Consider the following 17,939-nt stretch of genomic DNA (forward strand, 5'->3'; position numbering starts at 1 on the left):
GATCCTCGACCGGTGCCGGCGGGCTCGCGCCAACGCCGCGCGGGTCCGCCCGAGCGCTGCGCGGCTTCGCCCCAGCGTCGCGCGGGCTTGACCGTCGGCCCATGGGCAACGCTCCCGGGCCGGTGGTCTCAGCCGAAGATGTCGGCGGTGATGCCGGCATACCAGCCCAGATTCTCCTCCTGGGTCTTGCGCCGCAGCTCGGCGGTTTCCCCGGTCTGGGAGATGAAGCCCTCCACTTCCTTGATCTTGCCGTCGGCCGGCGCATAGCGCCCGCCCACCTTCACCGCATCGTCGGTGTCGATGAGGCTCCAGCAGGTGTTGGCATAGCGGGCGGGGAAGGCGCGGGCGCCCAGCAGGGCGGCGCGTACCGCCATGGCCGCCACCTTGGCCTGGCTGTTGGCGGCGAAGGCGGATTTGGGCATGTCGCCGGGAATGGCCGCATCGCCCACCACGAAGATGGCGGAATCCATCTGCGAGGCCATGTTGTCGGGGTTTACCGGGCAGTAGCCGCTGGCATTGGCAAGGCCGGCATTGCGGGCGATGGCCCCGGCCATCTGGGCGGGGATGACGTTCACCAGCGCGGCGTTGCGATAGGTCTCGAAGCCGGTCACCACGGTTCCGGTGTTCGGGTCCACCGATTTCAGCCCCTCGCTGATGGAGGGGGCCATCCATTCCACCATGCCGGGATAGTGGCGCTCCCATCCCTCCTGGAATAGGCCCTGCTTGGAGAACTTTTCCTTGGGGTCGAGGATGATGATCTTCGCCTTGCCGCGCCCCGTGGTCTTCAGCACATGCGCCATCATGGAGGCGCGCTCATAGGGGCCGGGCGGGCAGCGGAAGGGATTGGGGGGCGCGATCATCACGACCAGGCCGCCGTCCGGCACCGCGTCCAGCCGGGCCTTGAGCAGGCGGGTCTGCGGCCCGGCCTTCCAGGCGTGGGGCATGATCTCCTCGGCCTCCTTCCCCCAGCCGGGCACGCTGTCATATTTCAGGTCGATGCCGGGGGAGAGGACGAGGCGGTCATAGGGCAGGCGGGAGCCGTCGGCGAGGATCACCTCCTTCTTGTCCCGGTCGATGGCGGTGGCCGCCTGGTGGTTCAGCGTCACCCCGGCGCGGGCGAGGCCGTCATAGGACTGCACCAGGCTTTCGAACGACTTGAAGCCGCCGAGAAAGAGGTTGGAGTGGAAGCAGGTGACATAGGTGCGCGCCGGCTCCACCAGCGTCACGTCGATGGCGCCGGCACTGTCCTTCGCCACATAGCGGGCGACGGTGGCGCCGCCGGCGCCGCCGCCCACCACCACGAGGCGCGGCTTGCCCTGCCCGAGCACCGGCGGCGCGGCGAGCACCGTGGCGACGGCGAGCGCCCCCGCCCCGCCCACGAATTGTCTGCGCGAGATGGTCATCCTGGTTCCCTCCTCATGTCGGCCCGTTGTTGGTTCAGCCGATCTTGATGTAGGCGAAGCCCTTGTTCTGCAGCGCCCCGACGGTGGCGACCCCCGAGGGGACGAAGGCGATGTACGGCACCTGGCGCACCGCGGCCCTGTCCAGCTTCAGCCGCTCGAAGGTGATGGAGCACAGGTAGATCTTCAGGCCGTTCCTGGCCACCGCTGCCACCTTCTCGAAGATGGCCGGCACCATCACTTCGTCGCGCCAAGTGGTGCCCTCCAGCGTCTCCAGGAAGAACTTCACCCCCGGGCCATGGGCGACGATGGCCAGTTGCAGGGCGAAGGGATCGGCGCCATAGGCCGCATAATGGTTGGAGATGTTGGTGAGCATCTGCACGAAGCGCGGCGGATCGCCGAAGTCGCAGTGATAGAGGCAGGCATTGTCCGCCTCCTTGGAGATGTCCTTCAGTTCGAGGCTCTGCGCCGCATGCGCCGCCACCGGCAGCGTGCCGGCGAGGGCGAGGGTGCCGAGGAATGCGCGGCGATCGAAATTCGGCATGATGTCCTCCCGTCATCCGGGCGCTTTTGCGCCTCGTTCCCGCTCCCGCGCCCTCTCGTGTTGAACAGAGACGGATTGGCCGCCCCTAATGCGCGGGCTTCAGATCTGCGAAATAGGCGGCGAGCGCCGCGATCTCCTCATCGGTCAGGCCGGCGGCCAGGGTGCGCATCACCTCGCTGTCGCGCTCGTGGCGCCGGTAGGACATCATCACCGCGATGAACTGGTCTTGCGGCCAGCCGGTGATGACCGGCACGCCGCCGGCGGCCTTGCCCGACGGCTGGTGGCAGGTGACGCAGGGCGCCGAAAGATAGGCGCCGAACTCCCGGTCGCCGGAGGCCTGCGCCGGCGCGCAGGCCAGCACCGCCACCGCCGCCGCAAGGCGGGCGCCAAAGGCCGTGACCTGCTGCGCCGGACGGTATTTCATTCCAGGTTGCCTTTCGGCGCCTCGCCATCGGGGGTGACGTCGAGAATGCGGGCGCGGCTGATCACCTTCACCTCCCCCGAGCAGTTCTTCATGCAGGGGTTGGTGTTCCAGAAGGCTTTCTCGGCGGTCTCGCGGTCATCGTCGAAGAAGTTGGGATTGTTGGGCAGCTCCACCTTCGGAAAATTCTCCCGCGAGAGAACGTAAGTCTCCGGCACCAGGTCGTTGAGGTTGAGCAGGTAGGCGACGATGGCATAGGTGTCGTTCGCGCTCAGCGACTGGCCGTTGCCGAAGGGCATGGCCCGGTGGACATAATCATAGGCGGTGGAGGCATAGGGCCAGAACGAGCCGATGGTCTTCTCCGGCCGGTCGGACTTCAGCGTTCCCCGCCCGCCGGCCAGCACCGGCCAGCGCCCGGCACCCTCGCCGAACTCCCCGTGGCACACCGCGCAATTCTGGAGGAACACCTCCTCCCCCTCCTTCACCGAGCCCTTGCCGTCCGGCAGGCCCTGCCCGTCGGGACGCACGTCGATATCCCAGGCGGCGATCTCCTCCGCCAGAGCGGGGCGGCCGAGCGCGATGACCGCCACCCGCGCCGCGGGGCCGGCGGGTGCCGCGGCGGGGGCGTTGGCCGCCTCCTGCCGCGCCGGCTTCTCGACCTTTGCCGATGCGGCGAGCACCGGAGCGGCACCGGCGCCGAGCGCCGCGGCGAGGAGGAGCGCCTCAGCCGACTTCCACATTTTCCGTCTCCCCGTTGCCGCGCACCAGCCAGGTCTGGATGCCATTGTTGTGATAGATGGAGTTCTCACCGCGGATCTTCCGCAGCTCGGCCTTGGTGGGCTGCAGGTAGCCGCTCTCGTCCATGGCGCGGGACTGCACCATGAGTTCCTGTCCGGCCCAGTCGAAATCCAGGTAGAAGCGCGTCATGGCCTTGGGCGTGGCCGGCCCCTCGATGCGCGCGGTGGTCCAGTTGCGCCCGCCGTCGAGGGAGACGTCCACGCGCTTGATGCTGCCGCGCCCGGACCAGGCGATGCCGGACACCACGTTGGGGCCCTTGTGGCGCAGCGGCGCCTGCGGGGAGGGGCTGGTCACCACCGATTTCGCATCCATCACGAAGGTGAAGCGGCGGGAGCGCCCGTCGGCGAGGAGGTCGGTGTATTTCGACGTTTCCTCGCGCTGCTGCCACGGCTGGTCGCCCACTTCGAGCCGGCGCAGCCATTTGATCCACATGTTGCCTTCCCATCCCGGCACCACCAGGCGCACGGGATAGCCCTGCTCGGGGCGCAGCGCCTCCCCGTTCATGGCGAAGGCCACCAAACAGTCGTCCAGGGCCTTTTCCATGGGGATGGAGCGGGACATCACCGAGGCGTCGGCGCCCTCCGCCAGCAGCCACTTGCCCTTGGGCTTCACCCCGGCCATGTCCAAGAGCGTCTTCAGCGGCACGCCGGTGTAGAAGACGTTATGGATCATGCCATGGGTGAACTGGCAGCCGTTGAGCTGGGCGCCGCGCCATTCCATGCCGGAATTGGCGGCGCATTCCAGGAAATAGGCGCGGTTCACCCGGCCCGGCATGCGCCGGATATCGTCCAGGGTGAACACCAGGGGCTTGTCGACCATGCCGTGGATCATCAGCCGGTAGGCGTCGGGGGCGATCTCCGCCTCGCCGCCATGGTGGCGCACGAAGCACAGGCCGTTGGGGGTGATCACCCCATCGAGGGCATAGAGCGGGGTGAAGCTCACCGAGCTTTCGCGGCTGGCGGTGAGCCATTCCACCTCGCGGCGCACCACGTCCTTCTCGAATTTCGAGGGCTTGCCGTAGGGGTTGGCGTTCACGCCGGCGCCCAGGTGCCGGGTCCAGTCGGGCACGGGCACGATGTTGGGGTCGGGTTCGGCCGCCGCCGCGGGGGCGGCGAGGAGCGGGCCGGCGCCCGCCGCGGCCGCGCCGGCGCCCAGGCCCGCCGCGGCCAGGAAGCGGCGGCGGGAGAGGGGCGACGGCGTGGACCCTTTGGCGCGGGCCTCGTTCCGGGGCTGGTTGGTGTCGGACATGGCGTCCTCCCTGATATTCTCTAATTCGTAGATTTGAATATATTTACCGGCATGGCGCGCGCCGGGGCGCCGCCTCAGACCCCGGTGACCTTCACCGAGGCGTTGGGTGCCACCTTCACGGTCTTGGCCGCCGCCACATAGCGCTCCACCAGCTCCCAGATGGGCGGGCCTTCCACATTCTGGTTGACGCTGGCCCAGCCGGCCACCGCATAGCCCTTGTCGGCGTCCAGCGGCTTGCCGGTCTTCAGGAAGGTGAGGCCGGAGATGCGTTCGCCGACGCCCTTGGACACGTCGATGGAATAGCCGACGCCGCCCACCCGCACCATGTCGCCGCCGCCCTGGAAATAGGGATCGGGATGGAAGATGTTGTCGGCCACGTCCTCCAGCACCTCCTTCAGCTGCCGGCCGGTCATGGTCATGCGGTAGCAGGCGGGGTAGGTGATGGCGGTGGCGTTGGCGATGGCGTCGAAGGTGATGGCATCGCCCGGCAGCAGCGTGCCGCCCCAGCGGAAGCCGGGCGACAGGGCGATCTCGGCGTCGCGCTCCTGCATCATGGCATCGCAGATCATGTCGTCGAACGTGCCGTTGAAGTTGCCGCGCCGGTAGAGCAGGCTCTCGGTGCGGCCGACTTCGCGTGCGAGCTCGGCGGCATGGGGTGCGCGGATGTCGGCCACCAGCTTCGCCATGTCCGGGTCGGGCGTGATGGCGTCCGAGAACACCGGGATGAGCTGGAAGCGATAGCCGGTCACCTTCTTGCCCGCCACGTCGAGATCGAGGCGGGAGAGGAACTTGCCGTGGGAGCCGGTGGCCACGAGCAGGGTGGGGCCCACCCGTACCACCGCCGGCATTGCGTCGTGGGTGTGGGCGGTGAACACCACGTCGATGCCCTTGACCCGCGAGGCCATCTTGCGGTCCACGTCGAAGCCGTTGTGGGACAGCACCACCACCACGTCGGCGCCGCCGGCGCGGGCGGCATCCACCTGCTTCTGCATGTCCTCCTCGCGGATGCCGAACTCCCAGTCCGGGATCATCCAGCGCGGGTTGGAAATGGGGGTGCGGGGGAAGGCCTGGCCGATGACGGCGACCTTCGCCCCGCCCTTCTCGAAGGTCTTCACCGCATCGAACACCGGCTCCTGCCACTCGATGGAGCGTATGTTCTGGGCGAGGAAGGCGAACGGCGCCTTCTCCTTGATCTCCATCATCCGCTCGGCGCCATAGGTGAATTCCCAATGGCCCACCATGGCGTCGAGCTTGAGGGCGGAGAGCACCTTCACCATGTCCTCGCCCCGGGTCTTCAGCGAGGTCCACGAGCCCTGCAGGCCGTCGCCGCCGTCGAGCAGCAGAACCTTGTCGTCGCCCCGGCTGGCGCGGATGGCCTTGATGAGGGTGGCCATGCGGTCCATGCCGCCCATCCGGCCATAGGCGCGGGCAAGGGCGGTGAAGTCCTCGGCGGTGAGGGAATAGGCGTCGCGCCCGCCGGGCTTGAGGCCGAAATAGGAGAGGAAGGCCGCGTCGGTGAGGTGGGGCGGCACGCCGCGCGCCTCGCCCACGCCGAGATTGACCGACGGCTCGCGGAAATAGAGCGGCACCAGCTGCGCATGCAGATCGGTGACGTGCAGCAGGGTCACCGTGCCGGGGGTGCCGAACCTGAGAAGGTCGGCCTCGGTGAGCTTCTGCCCCTGCACGGCCTGCGCCAGGGCGCCGCCGGAGGCGGCGAGGAGCCCGGCGAGGGCGGTGCCGGCAGAAAGGAAATCGCGCCTGGAGATCATGTGCGTCGAGCGTCCTGCTGGAGCCCGCGCCGGTCAGCCTGCATCGCGAGCTGAACACGGAACGCGGTTTCTGTCTTGGAGTTGAGAGGGCGATGCACCGATCCATCCGATCGGCTCGCGCTCCAGGATTTCGGCGGCCGGACACGACGCACCCGCCCGCCTCCCGCGTGGGGAGGCGGTGCCGTACGACGGCGGAGCGGAACGTGTTCCGACGAAGAGGGATCAGGCGACGGTGAGCTTGGCCGTGGCCTTCTGCTCGGCGCCCTGGTCGTCCTTCCACACGAAGGTGAATTCGCCGCTTTCCTTCGCCTTGAAGAAGAAGGACTGGAACGGATTGGCCGAGATCGACGGAAACCAGTCCGCTTTGAAGAATGGCTTGCCGTTGAACGACGCCTCGAAGGTATTGATGATGTCGCGCGGCACCGTCTTGCCGGACGAATCCTTGCGCTGCCCGCTTTCCATCTCGTGGGAGATCAGGGTCTTGATCTCGATGACCTCACCCGCCTTGGCCTGGGCGGGCACGCGCACGCGGGGCGTGGACTTGATGGCCATGGGTCTTTCCTCCGGTTTCTTGTTGCGGCGCAATAAAGCGTCGCGATTATTGTGCAGGCGAGAATATCATGCCGGAAAAGATCAGCCGCCGCAGCCGCCGATGGTCACTTTCACTTGAGCCTTGGCGGTGAAAAGGGCGCCGTTCGACATCTCCGCCACCGCGATGACGTTCTGCGTCTGGGCGAGGCGCATGCGGGCGGAGGCCGAGGCTTTCCCCGATTCGGGGGTGAAGTGGTAGGTCACCACTTGCGGCAGCGGATTGCCGTCGGCGAAGACATGGACAGACTTCACGTAGTCCGCCTCAGTCATGGGGCTGTCCACGTCAAGATTGATGGGCACCACAAGGCCGTTTTCGGCAATCTCGGGCAGGTCGAGCTTGATCTTGCCCTCGCCCATGGCCTTGCCGCCGAAGAGCTTCTTGATCTCGTCCGCCACCTGCGCCTCGGTGGCGAAGGACATCCGCGGCGCGATGATCGCGGCGAAGGCGGCCGCGGCAGCGAGCGTCATGGCGCGGCGGCGGTTGGGCGCAAAGGGGACCATAGCGTCGGTCGTCATTCGTTTCCTCCTCAGCGGCCCGCACCGGAGGCGGGCCTAGAAACTTCTGTTTTTGCTTGATTTATCGGCTTCGTGCAGCGGCTGCCGGCCGAACAATTTCATATATTGTGATATCAATTTTTTTGAATGTAAAGTATCTCTATCCCATGATCGCTCCCGCCTATGACGGGGGAATCAGGGGATGCCGCTACGCGCCGACAGGGCTTCAAAGAAGGCCTTGCGCAGCGGCCCACCAACACCGGGGAGGATATATGCGACCCAAAGCCACATTCCTCACATGTCTGTGCGCGTTCGCCCTCGCGCTCGTCCCGCTTTTGCCTGCGTCCGCGCAGGAGGATGCGAGCGAGAAGGAGATCGAGCGCTACCGGGCGATGATCAACGACCCCATGGCCAATCCCGGCTATCTCGCGGTGGACCGCGGCGAGGCGCTGTGGGCGGAGCCCAGGGGCAGCAGGAACGCCTCGCTGGAAACCTGCGACCTCGGCCAGGGGCCGGGCAGGCTGGAGGGCGCCTATGCCCAGCTGCCGCGCTATTTCGCCGACGCCGACATGGTGATGGACCTGGAGCAGCGCCTGCTGTGGTGCATGGAGAAGATCCAGGGCCTCGACACCAAGCCCTTTATGGCCAAGCCCTTTTCCGGCCCCGGCCGGGGCTCCGACATGGAGGACCTGGTGGCCTTCATCGCCAACAAGTCCAACGGCATGAAGATCGCCGTGCCGCTCGCCCACCCCAAGGAGAAGGAAGCCTACGGCCTCGGCGAGGCGCTGTTCTTCCGCCGCTCGTCCATCAATGACTTCTCCTGCTCCACCTGCCATGCAGACGTGGGCAAGCGCATCCGCCTCCAGGGGCTGCCGCAGCTGGACAAGCCCGGCAAGGATGCCCAGCTCACCATGGCCTCCTGGCCCACCTACCGCGTCTCCCAGAGCGCGCTGCGGACCATGCAGCACCGCCTGTGGGACTGCTACCGCCAGATGCGGATGCCGGCGCCGGACTACGGCTCGCAGGTGGTGACCGCGCTCACCGTCTTCCTGAACGCGCAGGCCGCCGGTGGCGAGCTGAACGTTCCGTCCATCAAGCGCTGAGGGGAGGCAAACATGAAGACCATTCTCATCGCCGCGGCCCTCTTCGTGCCCGGGCTGGCGTTCGCCCAGCAGATCCCCCCCGCGGCCCCGGCCGTGGTGGACCTGGTGGTGAAGCAGAGCTTCACCCGGCTGCCCGAGGGCTGGGCCGCCCGTCTCGTTCCCGACGAGACCATGCAATTGTGCTCGGTGACCCGGAACCAGCCTTCCGCCAAGCAGGCCGAGGCCATCATGGCGCGCGAGACGGCGACGCTGAAATTTCCCGAAGGCAGCGTCATCGGCAATTGGAAGGACGGCGAGAAGGTGGCCCAGAACGGCCGCGGCGGGCAGTTTTCCGATCCGCCGGGAACCGTGAGCGGCGGCAATTGCTATGCCTGCCACCAGATGGACCCGCGGGAGGTGAGCTACGGCACGCTGGGGCCGAGCCTCGCCAATTACGGGGCCGACCGCAAGTTCGCGCCGGAGGACGCCAAGGCCACCTATGCCAAGGTGTACAACGCGCAGGCGGCGTTCGCCTGTTCCTCCATGCCGCGCTTCGGGCACAATGGCGTTCTCAGCGAGCAGCAGATGAAGGACGTGGTGGCCTATCTGTTCGATCCCGCCTCGCCGGTGAACAAGCCGGTGAAGTAAGCGGGGACAATCAACAAGGAGCGAATGGAAAAATATTGCCCGCCCAGGGCAAAGCGTGCTCCCTGAAGTCCCCTCCCGGGTGGCCCCGCCGTTGCGCGGGGCCTTTTTTTGGCCACCGCCTCAAGCCGGGCCTCAGCTCTTGCGGCCGTCCTGCCGGGCCAGCCAGGCGTCGAACGGGCCGTCGCGGTAGGCCCCGGCGGCCACATAGCGGAACATGGCGGCAAATTCCGCCTGCGGCAGCAGGCCCGGCATGCGGGCCACCTCCTTGGCCGTGCCGCCCTCCAGGGCGAAGAACTGGAAGGTGGGCGTGGCGCGGATGCGCTCGCGCTGGCCCAGCGCCTTCTCAAACAGGCGGGTGCCGTCGAACCAGGTGACCTCCCGGGCCCCGAACAGGTCGAGATGCACGATGTCGAACGCCGCCTTGATGGGCGCCTCGATGGCCGGATCGGCGAAATAGACCGTGTGCAGCGACTTGCAATAGATGCAGCCGCGCTGGCTCCATTGCAGGGCGAAGTGCCGGCCCTTCGCGGTTGCGGCGGCAAGGTCCTCGGCCAGGTCGAGGAAGCTGTCGGCGTACCAGTCCTGGGTATAGAGGCCGTCGTCGCCGAGCCGGGTGGCGGCGTCGGCCGGGCCTGCCGGAAGGCCGGCGAGGAGCCCGGCGGCGCCGGCCAGAAGGGTGCGGCGGTGGAGCGGTGCGCGGCCGGTGCGCGCGGGGGCTTTCGTCATGGTGCGTCCTTTCCGGTTCAGCCGATGGTGCCGAGGGCGGGCACCGCATCCAGCAGCCATTGCGCGACCTGCGGCATCAGCCCGGTGATGAAGGCGATGCCGGTGGCGATGAGCAGGCCGCCCGCCACCTTCTCGATGAGCCCCAGCCGCCGCCGGGCGGAGGCCGCCCAGGCCAGGAACGGGCCGGTGAAGGCCGCCGCCAGCAGGAAGGGAATGCCGATGCCGGCCGCATAGACCGCCAGCAGCGCCATGCCCTTCAGGACCGACGCCTCCGCCCCGGCCACCAGGAGAATGGCGGCCAGCACCGGGCCGACGCAGGGCGACCAGCCGAAGCCGAAGGCAAGGCCGATGAGATAGGGGCCGAACACGCCGCCCCGGGCCGGCGCGGCGTCCACCTTCAGCTGCCGGTAGAGCAGGGGAATGCGCACGAGTCCGGCAAGGTGCAGCCCGAACAGGATCAGCACCGCCCCGGACAGCCAGGTGAGCGCCTCCAGGTGGCGCAGCAGCGCCTGCCCCAAGGTGGAGGCGGTGGCCCCCAGAAGGACGAAGACGGTGGAGAAGCCGAGAACGAACAGCGCCGCCGCCCCCACCACCCGCCGCCGGTGCCGTCCGTCCCCGTCCGCCTGCGCGCCCGCCGTTCCGGTGAGAAAGCCGAGATAGGCCGGCACCAGGGGCAGCACGCAGGGCGACGCAAACGAGAGGAGCCCCGCCAGAAAGGCGCCGGGCAGGCTGATATCCAGCAATATGACCTCCCCCTTCCGCGACCTCTTGCCGGGTGCGGAAACTGGTTCTTGCGTAATGTTATATTCGAATGCGATAATATAAAGAACAAAATCCTGTCCCCGCGCGGAAACGGAGCCATGCGCCGCACTGCCTTCAGCCCCCCTGCCTTGCTCCGCCTTGCCTTGGCACGCCTTGCCTTGGCCCGCCTGGCTGCGGCCGCGCTGGTGGCGGTGATGTTGGCGGGCTTGGCGAGCGCCGGTGCCGTTTCGCCGGCGCGGGCGGGGGAATTGGTGATGTTCGAGCGCAAGGGCTGCGGCTGGTGCCGCAAGTTCGATGCGGACGTGGCGCCGGTCTATGAGCGCACCGAGGAGGGCCGCCGCGCGCCGCTGCGCCGGGTGGACCTGTCGCAGGCGCTGCCGGCGGACATCACCCTGGCGTCGCCGGTGCGTTTCGCGCCCACTTTCGTCCTGGTGGACGAGGGGCGCGAAATCGGCCGCATTACGGGTTATGCTTCGGATGAAGCATTCTGGGGTCTGCTCGGTGCGCTGACGGAGAAGCTCGCGCCCGACCGGCCGTAAGGTCGGTGCCATCCGTCGAGACTTAGAGGTTCGAGATCATGTCGCCCATCGTTTCCACGCGGATCGAGGACGAGCTGCGGGAAGGCCCCGAAATTTCGCCGGAGCTGGACCAGCTCATGCGCAACGCGCGCAAGGCGAGCGATTTCCTCAAAGCCCTGTCCCACGAAAACCGGCTGCTCCTGCTGTGTCTTCTGGCGGAGCGCGAGCGCTCCGTGACGGAGCTGGAAAACATCCTGTCGCTGCGCCAGCCCACCGTTTCCCAGCAGCTGGCGCGCCTGCGCCTCGACGATCTCGTCACCACCCGGCGTGACGGGAAGACCATTTATTACAGCCTCGCCAACGAGCATGTGCGGCGGGTGATCTCGGTGATCTACGACATCTATTGCGAGCCGGCACAGACCGGCAAGACCTGAAGACCAAGCAGCGCCGGGCCGGCGACGGGGCGACCACAAGCCCCGCTCCGGCCGACATGGGAGGAGGCGCATGGACATATGGAGCCCCTGGTGGGCCGCGCTGGCGGGCCTCCTGGTAGGGGGCGTTGCGGGCTTTTCGGTGTTCCGCGCCCGGCTGTGCACCTTCGGCGCCCTGGAAGACGCCATGGTGGGCGCCGACTGGCGCCGCATGAAGGTGTTCGGCCTGGCGCTGGGCCTCGCCATCCTCGGCACCCAGGCCCTGGCCTATGCCGGCATCCTCGCCCCGGAGCGCACCAATTACGTGCCGGCGGCCCTGCCCTGGTTCGGCATTCTGTTCGGCGGCCTGCTGTTTGGCCTCGGCATGGCGCTGGTGGGCACCTGCGCCTTCGGATCGCTGGTGCGGCTGGGCTCGGGCGATCTGCGCAGCCTGGTGGTGCTGATGGTGTTCGGCGCGGTGGCCTATGCCACCTTGCGGGGCATCTTTGCCTTTGTGCGGGTGGATGTGCTGGAGCGGGTGATCGTGCGCATGCCCGCGGGGGTGCAGGCGGACCTGCCCTCGGTGCTCGGCTGGCTCGGCGGCCATGACGTGCGCGCGCCGCTGGCGGTGGCGGCGGGCCTTGCCCTCGTCGCCGTGGCGCTGCGCGATCGGCGGCTGCAGCGGGCGCCCCGGCTGATGACGGCCGGCGTGCTGCTGGGCGCGGGCATCGTCGCGGGGTGGCTGGCGACCCTCTTCCTGGTGGACGAATTCGCCCATCCCACGGCGCCGCAGAGCCTCACCTTCGTCTCGCCGGTGGCACGCGCCCTGTTCGGCGTGCTGTTCGACCAGGCGAGCCTTGCCGAATTCGGCGCCGGCAGCGTGCTCGGGGTGGTGCTGGGCGCCATGCTGGCGGCGCGCCGCGCCGATGAATTCCGCTTCGAGGCGTTCGACGATCCGCGGGAGATGAAGCGCCACCTTCTGGGTGCGGTGCTGATGGGCATGGGCGGCATCCTGTGCGGAGGCTGCACCATCGGGCAGGGGCTCACGGCCGGCTCGCTCATGTCCCTGTCGTGGCCCCTGGCCATGGCCGGCATGGCCACCGGCGCGCGGCTCGGCATCGCTTTGCTGATGGAAGGCTCCCTCACCGATTTCCTGCGCGGCCGCATGAGCGCCGGCTTCGCGCGCCGTCGGCGGCCGTAACGCCGCCGCCCGCCTTCAGCGCCCCACCGGCGAGCCGGCGACGAACTGGATGGCGCGGTGGATCAGCTCGGCGAGATTGGTGGCGCCCAGCTTGCTTTTCAGCTGCGAGCAGGTGTTGGCCACCGTCTTGTAGCTCACCCCCAGCTCGTCGGCGATCTGGCCATAGGCCTTGCCCTCCGCCAGCAAAGCGAGGGCCTGCAGCTCGCGGGGGGTGAGGTCGGCCATGGAGCCGGGGCGGCCCCGGGTGCCCAGCAGCGCCACCTGCAGGGCAAGGTCGTGGCTGATGTAAGGCTGGCCGCGGCGCACCTTGTCGAAGGCGTCCAGAAGCTCGGCGGCCGAGGTGTCCTTCAGCAGATATCCCGTCGCCCCCGCCTCCAGCGCGCGGCTGGCAATGACCGGGTCGCCATGCATGGAGAACACCAGGATGGGCATGCGCGTGGCCTGCGCCCGCAGCCGCCGCACCAGAGCGAGGCCGGCAAGGCCGCTGCCGTTGAGGGCGAGGTCCACGATCACCACGTCCGGCCGGCGGCGGCGGAACAGGCGATAGCCGGCGAGGGCGCTCTGCGCCTCCATCAGGTCGCACACGCCGGCATCCTCCAGGAGGTGGCGGCAGCCCTGGAGCACGATGGGGTGGTCGTCGATAAGCAAGACGCTGGTCATGTGCGCAAACGCTCCATCGCCTGGGTCCGGGGCGGCGGGGGCGGGTCCCCGCCGGCCGGCGTCGGCGCGGGGGCGGCCCCGGCGACGGGAATGTCCACCACCAGCGTGGCACCGCCGCCTTCGCGGGGGGCCAGCCGGCAGGCGCCGCCCAGCGCCCGCACCCGCTCGCGCATGCCGGTGAGGCCGAGCCCCTCGGCAAGGCCGGGCTTCAGGCCGCTGCCGTCATCGGCGACGGTGAGGCGCAGGTGGCGCTGTGGCCCGCTGCCGGCCTCCTCCGCCAGCCCCACCTCGACAGTGCGGGCATCGCCGTGGCGCAGGGCATTGGTGACGCCCTCCTGCACGCAGCGATAGAGGGTGGCGTCCTGCGCCGGCCCGTAATGGGCGGCGAGGGGGCCGGCGGCAAAGCGGAAGTCGCGCTCGGGATCGTGCTGGCGGAAGTCCGCCACCAGGCTGGCCAGCACGTCGGCCAGGGCCACGTGGTCGAGGGCGGCGGGGCGGATCTTGCGCAACAGGCGCCGGTTGGCGGTCTGCATGCGCTCGACGATGCCGACCATGCCCTGGGTGCGCTCGGCGATGCGCCCGCCCAGGGGCGGGGGCAATTCGGCGGCGGCACGGCGCAGGGAATCGGCGCTGGCCTTCAGGCCGAACATGAGCGGGCCCAGCTCGTCATGCAGCTCGCGGGCGATCTGGCGCCGCTCGTCCTCCTGCAGGCTGACGAGGCGGGCATTGAGCCGCCCGTTGTCCGCCCGCGCCGCATCGAGGGCGGCGGCCAAAGCGTTGAAGCGCTCGGCCACCTCCGCCAGCTCGCGGGTGCGTGGCGGTGCCACGCGGCAGGAAAAGTGGCTGTGCTCCAGCTGCGCCAGCGCGCCGCGGAAGCGGCCGAGATCGGCCCGCACCCGCCCCAGCGCAAGATAGAGGGCGGCGAGGATGGCGGCGTTGACGGCCACCGCCACTGCGGCGAAATCCACCACGTCGTCCCAGACCTCGGCAATCTCGTCATCGGGCACGCCGGAAACCTTCACGCGGCCCAGCGGCACGCCATTGGCGGCCACCTCCACCTCCCGGCTCACCTCGGCCGCATCCACCAGCCGGGCGAACCAGGCCGGCGCGCCGTCCTCCCCGTCGCGTACCGGGGTGCCCGGCAGGGGCAGCGCGCGGCCGGCGGCATCCTCCACGGTGAAGCGCACATGGCGCAGGTGGCGCAGGGGCAGGGGCAGCGTCGCCATGGAGGCGGCGGCGGGATCGCCGGAGAAGCGGTCGGCCATCTCCCGCACCATGTTTTCCGCCATGGCGACCGATGCGGTCATTTCCCGCTGCGTCGCCACCCGCGCATTGAGCACCACCACGGTGCCGGCGACGAGCGCGGCAAACGCATTGATGGCAAGCACGGTGCCCAGCACCTGGGCGCGCAGGGAGGTGCGGGCGCGGGCCGGGGCGACGGGGAGGCCGGCGGCTGCGGCGGGCCGGGCCGGGGGCAGGGTCATGGCGTCTCCCGGGGAGCGCGTGGCGCCGCCGTGGCAAGGGCCTTGAGCGCGGCGGCGCGGTCGAGGCCGGAGGCCCGGAGGTTGAAATAATGATGGCACAGATCGCTGTAGCCGGCGCGCCCGCCGGCGCGGCCCAGCGGGATGAAGCCTTCGAGGATGTCCTGGGGCGGCTCGGCAATGGCGATGCCGGCAAGCATGTTCTGGAGCTGGGCGGTGCGGTTCGCCAGCATGCGCGGGGTTTCGTCGAACACCGTGTCGGCCTCGCGCAGCAACCGGGCCAGCCGGGCATCGAGGGCCGGCGATGCGGGGACCCCGGCCCGCGCCGCGAGCCAGGCCTCGGGCGGGGTCTTGTCGCTCAGTTCGAGCCAGTCGCGCGCGGCGACCGGCGCTGCCGCCGGGGTGGTCGCCGGCGCGGCGTCGCGCGGCACCGTGGTGCTGGTGGCCACGGGCCGGCGCGCGGGCGCCTCGTCCTCGCCGCAGCCGGCGAGCAGCAGGCCGGGGCCGAGCAGCAGCGCCATGCAGATCCGCCCGCCGGCACCGCCGCGCGGCGATGTTGCGAAGGGATGTCTTCGGCTCCCCTCTGATTTTTCCCTTATTATGTTCCGCATAGACATCATCTACAGTGGCGAAGCACTGAATATACGTCACGAATGCTGGTGGGCCAGCGCCAATCTCATGTTTCGCCCGCAGCGGCGGCGCGGGTGGGTGCCGAGCCGGAAAATCGAGACGTGGCAATACATTGCGAAAACACGCCAGCATCCATTGCCAAATGTTCCCGGCATTAATTGCACAATCACCGCGAGACAAAAGCCTCGGCGCGCTTTCAACTCATGCGGCAAAGACATGAAGACTAATAAAACAATAAGAAAAATAGAACGTGCAGGTCGCAATCGGAGGACGACCGTCACCGCCATGCTCACGACACGCCATACCCAAGCATCGGTCCGCGGGTGATCTCGACGGGTGCGCCATGCGCCCGTCCGGACCTGCCTGCGGCAGGCCCCGGCATGCCGGGGCGCGATGCCCGCTGGCTCCGCAACCGTCGGACCGGCGCGGCTGGCACCGGGATCTACAACGAGACGGAAGGCTCTTCCGGGGCGCGCAGCCGCGCGCCGACGGGAGCGGCCGACAAAAATCACCCCCGAGTGAGGAAACCTCAAGGAAGCGCCAAATGACGAGACTGTTTTCTTCCGTTTCCCTGTGTGCCGTGACCCTCGCCCTTGCGGCGGGCGCCGTCGCGGCACCCGGCCTTGCCGTCGCCAACGACAAGCTCGTCGAGCTCGCCAAGAGCGACGAGAACTGGCCGATGACGGGCAAGAACTACAACGCCAACAACTTCAGCCCGCAGAAGCAGGTCAACAAGCAGAACGTGAAGCAGCTGCGGCCCGCCTGGTCCTTCTCCACCGGCGTGCTCAGCGGCCACGAGGGCACGCCCCTGGTGGTGAACAACGTGATGTATGTTCACTCGCCCTTCCCCAACACCACCTTCGCCCTCGGCCTCGACGATCCCGGCCACATCCTGTGGCAGCACAAGCCGAAGCAGAACCCCACCGCCCGCGCGGTCGCCTGCTGCGACGTGGTGAACCGCGGCCTCGCCTACTGGCCGGGCGACGGCAAGACCCCGCCGCTGATCCTGAAGACCCAGCTGGACGGCCACATCGTGGCGCTGAAGGCTGACACCGGCGAGGAATTCTGGAAGCTGGAGAATTCCGACATCAAGGTCGGCTCCACCCTCACCATCGCGCCTTATGTGGTGAAGGACACGGTGCTGGTGGGCTCCTCGGGCGCCGAACTGGGCGTGCGCGGCTACGTCACCGCCTATGACGTGAAGACCGGCGCCCAGAAGTGGCGCGCCTATGCCACCGGCCCCGACAACGAGGTGATGCTGGCCGACGATTTCAACAAGGCCAACCCCCACTACGGCCAGAAGGGCCTGGGCACCGGCACCTGGGAAGGCGACGCCTGGAAGATCGGCGGCGGCACCAACTGGGGCTGGTATGCCTTCGATCCCTCCACCAACATGGTCTATTACGGCTCCGGCAACCCCGCGCCGTGGAACGAGACCATGCGTCCCGGCGACAACAAGTGGACCATGACCATCTGGGGCCGGGACATCGACACCGGCGAGGCCAAGTTCGGCTACCAGAAGACGCCCCATGACGAATGGGACTATGCCGGCGTCAACGTGATGATGCTGTCCGAGCAGAAGGACAAGACGGGCAAGACGCGCAAGCTGCTGACCCATCCCGACCGCAACGGCATCGTCTACACCCTCGACCGCACCGACGGTTCGCTCGTCTCCGCCGACAAGATCGACGACACGGTGAACTGGGTGAAGCAGGTGGACCTGAAGACCGGCCTGCCGCAGCGCGACCCGGAATATGCCACCCGCATGGACCACAAGGGCCGCGACATCTGTCCGTCCGCCATGGGCTATCACAACCAGGGCCACGACAGCTACGACCCGGACCGCCAGTCCTTCTTCATGGGCATCAACCACATCTGCATGGACTGGGAGCCCTTCATGCTCCCGTATCGCGCCGGGCAGTTCTTCGTGGGCGCCACCTTGTGGATGTATCCCGGCCCGAAGGGCGACCGCCAGAAGTATGAGGGCCTGGGCCAGGTGAAGGCCTATGACGCCATCAACAACAAGTACAAGTGGGAAGTGATGGAGCGCTTCGCGGCCTGGGGCGGCACGCTTGCCACCGCCGGCGGCGTGATGTTCTACGGCACGCTGGACGGCTTCATCAAGGCCCGCGACAGCGACACCGGCGAGCTGCTGTGGAAGTTCAAGCTTCCCTCGGGCGTCATCGGCCACCCCATGACCTATACCCACAAGGGCGTGCAGTACGTCGCCATCTATTACGGCGTCGGCGGCTGGCCGGGCGTGGGCCTGGTGTTCGACCTGAACGATCCCACCGCCGGCCTCGGCTCCGTGGGCGCGTTCAAGCAGCTGCAGCACTACACCCAGATGGGCGGCGGCGTGATGGTCTTCTCCCTCGACGGGAAGGGCCCCTACGACGATCCGAACGTGGGCGAATACGCCTCCGGCGGCTGATCCGCGATGCCGATCGGGCGGCGGACCTCCGAGCGCCGCCCTCGTGCCGGCCGCAGTCCCTGGTGGACGGCGGCCGGCACCTCCCCCATCGCCCGGCGCCGCCGGGGCAACCCATCGGGAGCCA

General features: G+C 68.5%; 20 protein-coding genes. 6 read left to right on the plus strand and 14 right to left on the minus strand.

The genetic code is table 11. The features are described from left to right. Positions 1-128 precede the first annotated feature (128 nt). From ACI7BZ_RS06475 to soxY, 8 genes are all read right to left on the minus strand, one after another. Positions 129-1,403 carry an FCSD flavin-binding domain-containing protein gene (locus ACI7BZ_RS06475; RefSeq protein ID WP_414116363.1) on the minus strand — a complete coding sequence of 425 codons (1,275 nt, stop codon included), beginning with the start codon at positions 1,401-1,403 and terminating at the stop codon, positions 129-131. 34 nt (positions 1,404-1,437) lie between these two features. Then, positions 1,438-1,944 (minus strand): DsrE family protein, encoded by a 507-nt coding sequence (locus tag ACI7BZ_RS06480; RefSeq protein ID WP_414116364.1) that lies wholly within the window; start codon positions 1,942-1,944, stop codon positions 1,438-1,440. Positions 1,945-2,029: 85 nt separating this feature from the next. Next, positions 2,030-2,368, minus strand: coding sequence for a c-type cytochrome (locus ACI7BZ_RS06485; RefSeq protein WP_414116365.1), 339 nt, complete (start codon positions 2,366-2,368; stop codon positions 2,030-2,032). Next, positions 2,365-3,105: a c-type cytochrome gene (locus ACI7BZ_RS06490; protein WP_414116366.1), complete on the minus strand. Its 741-nt coding sequence runs from the start codon at positions 3,103-3,105 to the stop codon at positions 2,365-2,367. The genes ACI7BZ_RS06485 and ACI7BZ_RS06490 overlap by 4 nt, the downstream gene beginning before the upstream one ends. Beyond that, positions 3,089-4,411, minus strand: a complete 1,323-nt coding sequence (gene soxC / locus ACI7BZ_RS06495) for a sulfite dehydrogenase (RefSeq protein ID WP_414116368.1) — start codon at positions 4,409-4,411, stop codon at positions 3,089-3,091. The genes ACI7BZ_RS06490 and soxC overlap by 17 nt, the downstream gene beginning before the upstream one ends. 74 nt (positions 4,412-4,485) lie before the next feature. After that, positions 4,486-6,180, minus strand: coding sequence for a thiosulfohydrolase SoxB (soxB, locus tag ACI7BZ_RS06500; RefSeq protein WP_414116369.1), 1,695 nt, complete (start codon positions 6,178-6,180; stop codon positions 4,486-4,488). A 222-nt stretch (positions 6,181-6,402) separates the two neighbouring features. Then, the gene (gene soxZ / locus ACI7BZ_RS06505; RefSeq protein ID WP_414116370.1) at positions 6,403-6,732 is read right to left on the minus strand and encodes a thiosulfate oxidation carrier complex protein SoxZ; all 330 of its coding nucleotides are present in this window, start codon (positions 6,730-6,732) and stop codon (positions 6,403-6,405) included. Positions 6,733-6,813: 81 nt separating this feature from the next. Further along, positions 6,814-7,287, minus strand: coding sequence for a thiosulfate oxidation carrier protein SoxY (gene soxY, locus ACI7BZ_RS06510; protein WP_414116371.1), 474 nt, complete (start codon positions 7,285-7,287; stop codon positions 6,814-6,816). A gap of 251 nt (positions 7,288-7,538) precedes the next feature. Here soxY and soxA point away from each other — a divergent pair, with 251 nt between their 5' ends. Beyond that, positions 7,539-8,369: a sulfur oxidation c-type cytochrome SoxA gene (gene soxA / locus ACI7BZ_RS06515; RefSeq protein WP_414116372.1), complete on the plus strand. Its 831-nt coding sequence runs from the start codon at positions 7,539-7,541 to the stop codon at positions 8,367-8,369. 12 nt (positions 8,370-8,381) lie between these two features. After that, positions 8,382-8,996, plus strand: a complete 615-nt coding sequence (gene soxX / locus ACI7BZ_RS06520; RefSeq protein WP_414116373.1) for a sulfur oxidation c-type cytochrome SoxX — start codon at positions 8,382-8,384, stop codon at positions 8,994-8,996. A 132-nt stretch (positions 8,997-9,128) separates the two neighbouring features. Here soxX and ACI7BZ_RS06525 read toward each other — a convergent pair whose 3' ends face one another. Both ACI7BZ_RS06525 and ACI7BZ_RS06530 read right to left on the minus strand, forming a co-directional pair. Continuing rightward, positions 9,129-9,722, minus strand: coding sequence for a SoxW family protein (locus ACI7BZ_RS06525; RefSeq protein WP_414116374.1), 594 nt, complete (start codon positions 9,720-9,722; stop codon positions 9,129-9,131). 17 nt (positions 9,723-9,739) lie between these two features. Then, positions 9,740-10,468, minus strand: coding sequence for a cytochrome c biogenesis CcdA family protein (locus ACI7BZ_RS06530; RefSeq protein ID WP_414119104.1), 729 nt, complete (start codon positions 10,466-10,468; stop codon positions 9,740-9,742). Positions 10,469-10,582: 114 nt separating this feature from the next. Here ACI7BZ_RS06530 and ACI7BZ_RS06535 point away from each other — a divergent pair, with 114 nt between their 5' ends. From ACI7BZ_RS06535 to ACI7BZ_RS06545, 3 genes are all read left to right on the plus strand, one after another. Continuing rightward, positions 10,583-11,023 carry a thioredoxin fold domain-containing protein gene (locus tag ACI7BZ_RS06535; protein ID WP_414119105.1) on the plus strand — a complete coding sequence of 147 codons (441 nt, stop codon included), beginning with the start codon at positions 10,583-10,585 and terminating at the stop codon, positions 11,021-11,023. A 38-nt stretch (positions 11,024-11,061) separates the two neighbouring features. Then, on the plus strand, positions 11,062-11,436 hold the full coding sequence (locus ACI7BZ_RS06540; RefSeq protein WP_414116375.1) for an ArsR/SmtB family transcription factor: 375 nt from the start codon (positions 11,062-11,064) through the stop codon (positions 11,434-11,436). A gap of 70 nt (positions 11,437-11,506) precedes the next feature. Then, on the plus strand, positions 11,507-12,613 hold the full coding sequence (locus ACI7BZ_RS06545) for a YeeE/YedE family protein (protein ID WP_414116376.1): 1,107 nt from the start codon (positions 11,507-11,509) through the stop codon (positions 12,611-12,613). A gap of 15 nt (positions 12,614-12,628) precedes the next feature. Here ACI7BZ_RS06545 and ACI7BZ_RS06550 read toward each other — a convergent pair whose 3' ends face one another. The 4 genes from ACI7BZ_RS06550 to ACI7BZ_RS06565 form a co-directional block, all read right to left on the minus strand. Then, positions 12,629-13,273, minus strand: a complete 645-nt coding sequence (locus tag ACI7BZ_RS06550; protein ID WP_414116377.1) for a response regulator — start codon at positions 13,271-13,273, stop codon at positions 12,629-12,631. Continuing rightward, on the minus strand, positions 13,270-14,757 hold the full coding sequence (locus tag ACI7BZ_RS06555) for an ATP-binding protein (RefSeq protein ID WP_414116378.1): 1,488 nt from the start codon (positions 14,755-14,757) through the stop codon (positions 13,270-13,272). Before ACI7BZ_RS06555 ends, ACI7BZ_RS06550 begins: the two co-directional genes overlap by 4 nt. Then, positions 14,754-15,275, minus strand: a complete 522-nt coding sequence (locus ACI7BZ_RS06560) for a hypothetical protein (RefSeq protein ID WP_414116379.1) — start codon at positions 15,273-15,275, stop codon at positions 14,754-14,756. The genes ACI7BZ_RS06555 and ACI7BZ_RS06560 overlap by 4 nt, the downstream gene beginning before the upstream one ends. Positions 15,276-15,401: 126 nt before the next feature. Next, a complete protein-coding gene (locus ACI7BZ_RS06565) occupies positions 15,402-15,671 on the minus strand; it encodes a hypothetical protein (protein WP_414116380.1) in 270 nt (89 codons plus the stop codon). Between the two features lie 257 nt (positions 15,672-15,928). Between ACI7BZ_RS06565 and ACI7BZ_RS06570 the strand changes: the two genes are divergently transcribed. Further along, complete coding sequence (locus tag ACI7BZ_RS06570; RefSeq protein ID WP_414116381.1) at positions 15,929-17,815, plus strand: methanol/ethanol family PQQ-dependent dehydrogenase; 1,887 nt, start codon at positions 15,929-15,931, stop codon at positions 17,813-17,815. Positions 17,816-17,939: the final 124 nt, after the last annotated feature.

The sequence above is a fragment of the Xanthobacter sp. AM11 genome, assembly GCF_047444035.1.
GTDB lineage: Bacteria > Pseudomonadota > Alphaproteobacteria > Rhizobiales > Xanthobacteraceae > Xanthobacter.

Bases quoted from the DNA above. Each gene is read 5' to 3' on its own strand.
- ACI7BZ_RS06475 (WP_414116363.1), bottom strand. From the start codon at position 1,403: ATGACCATCTCGCGCAGACAATTCGTGGGCGGGGCGGGGGCGCTCGCC.
- ACI7BZ_RS06480 (WP_414116364.1), bottom strand. From the start codon at position 1,944: ATGCCGAATTTCGATCGCCGCGCATTCCTCGGCACCCTCGCCCTCGCC.
- ACI7BZ_RS06485 (WP_414116365.1), bottom strand. From the start codon at position 2,368: ATGAAATACCGTCCGGCGCAGCAGGTCACGGCCTTTGGCGCCCGCCTT.
- ACI7BZ_RS06490 (WP_414116366.1), bottom strand. From the start codon at position 3,105: ATGTGGAAGTCGGCTGAGGCGCTCCTCCTCGCCGCGGCGCTCGGCGCC.
- soxC (WP_414116368.1), bottom strand. From the start codon at position 4,411: ATGTCCGACACCAACCAGCCCCGGAACGAGGCCCGCGCCAAAGGGTCC.
- soxB (WP_414116369.1), bottom strand. From the start codon at position 6,180: ATGATCTCCAGGCGCGATTTCCTTTCTGCCGGCACCGCCCTCGCCGGG.
- soxZ (WP_414116370.1), bottom strand. From the start codon at position 6,732: ATGGCCATCAAGTCCACGCCCCGCGTGCGCGTGCCCGCCCAGGCCAAG.
- soxY (WP_414116371.1), bottom strand. From the start codon at position 7,287: ATGACGACCGACGCTATGGTCCCCTTTGCGCCCAACCGCCGCCGCGCC.
- soxA (WP_414116372.1), top strand. From the start codon at position 7,539: ATGCGACCCAAAGCCACATTCCTCACATGTCTGTGCGCGTTCGCCCTC.
- soxX (WP_414116373.1), top strand. From the start codon at position 8,382: ATGAAGACCATTCTCATCGCCGCGGCCCTCTTCGTGCCCGGGCTGGCG.
- ACI7BZ_RS06525 (WP_414116374.1), bottom strand. From the start codon at position 9,722: ATGACGAAAGCCCCCGCGCGCACCGGCCGCGCACCGCTCCACCGCCGC.
- ACI7BZ_RS06535 (WP_414119105.1), top strand. From the start codon at position 10,583: ATGCGCCGCACTGCCTTCAGCCCCCCTGCCTTGCTCCGCCTTGCCTTG.
- ACI7BZ_RS06540 (WP_414116375.1), top strand. From the start codon at position 11,062: ATGTCGCCCATCGTTTCCACGCGGATCGAGGACGAGCTGCGGGAAGGC.
- ACI7BZ_RS06545 (WP_414116376.1), top strand. From the start codon at position 11,507: ATGGACATATGGAGCCCCTGGTGGGCCGCGCTGGCGGGCCTCCTGGTA.
- ACI7BZ_RS06550 (WP_414116377.1), bottom strand. From the start codon at position 13,273: ATGACCAGCGTCTTGCTTATCGACGACCACCCCATCGTGCTCCAGGGC.
- ACI7BZ_RS06555 (WP_414116378.1), bottom strand. From the start codon at position 14,757: ATGACCCTGCCCCCGGCCCGGCCCGCCGCAGCCGCCGGCCTCCCCGTC.
- ACI7BZ_RS06560 (WP_414116379.1), bottom strand. From the start codon at position 15,275: ATGGCGCTGCTGCTCGGCCCCGGCCTGCTGCTCGCCGGCTGCGGCGAG.
- ACI7BZ_RS06565 (WP_414116380.1), bottom strand. From the start codon at position 15,671: ATGGCGGTGACGGTCGTCCTCCGATTGCGACCTGCACGTTCTATTTTT.
- ACI7BZ_RS06570 (WP_414116381.1), top strand. From the start codon at position 15,929: ATGACGAGACTGTTTTCTTCCGTTTCCCTGTGTGCCGTGACCCTCGCC.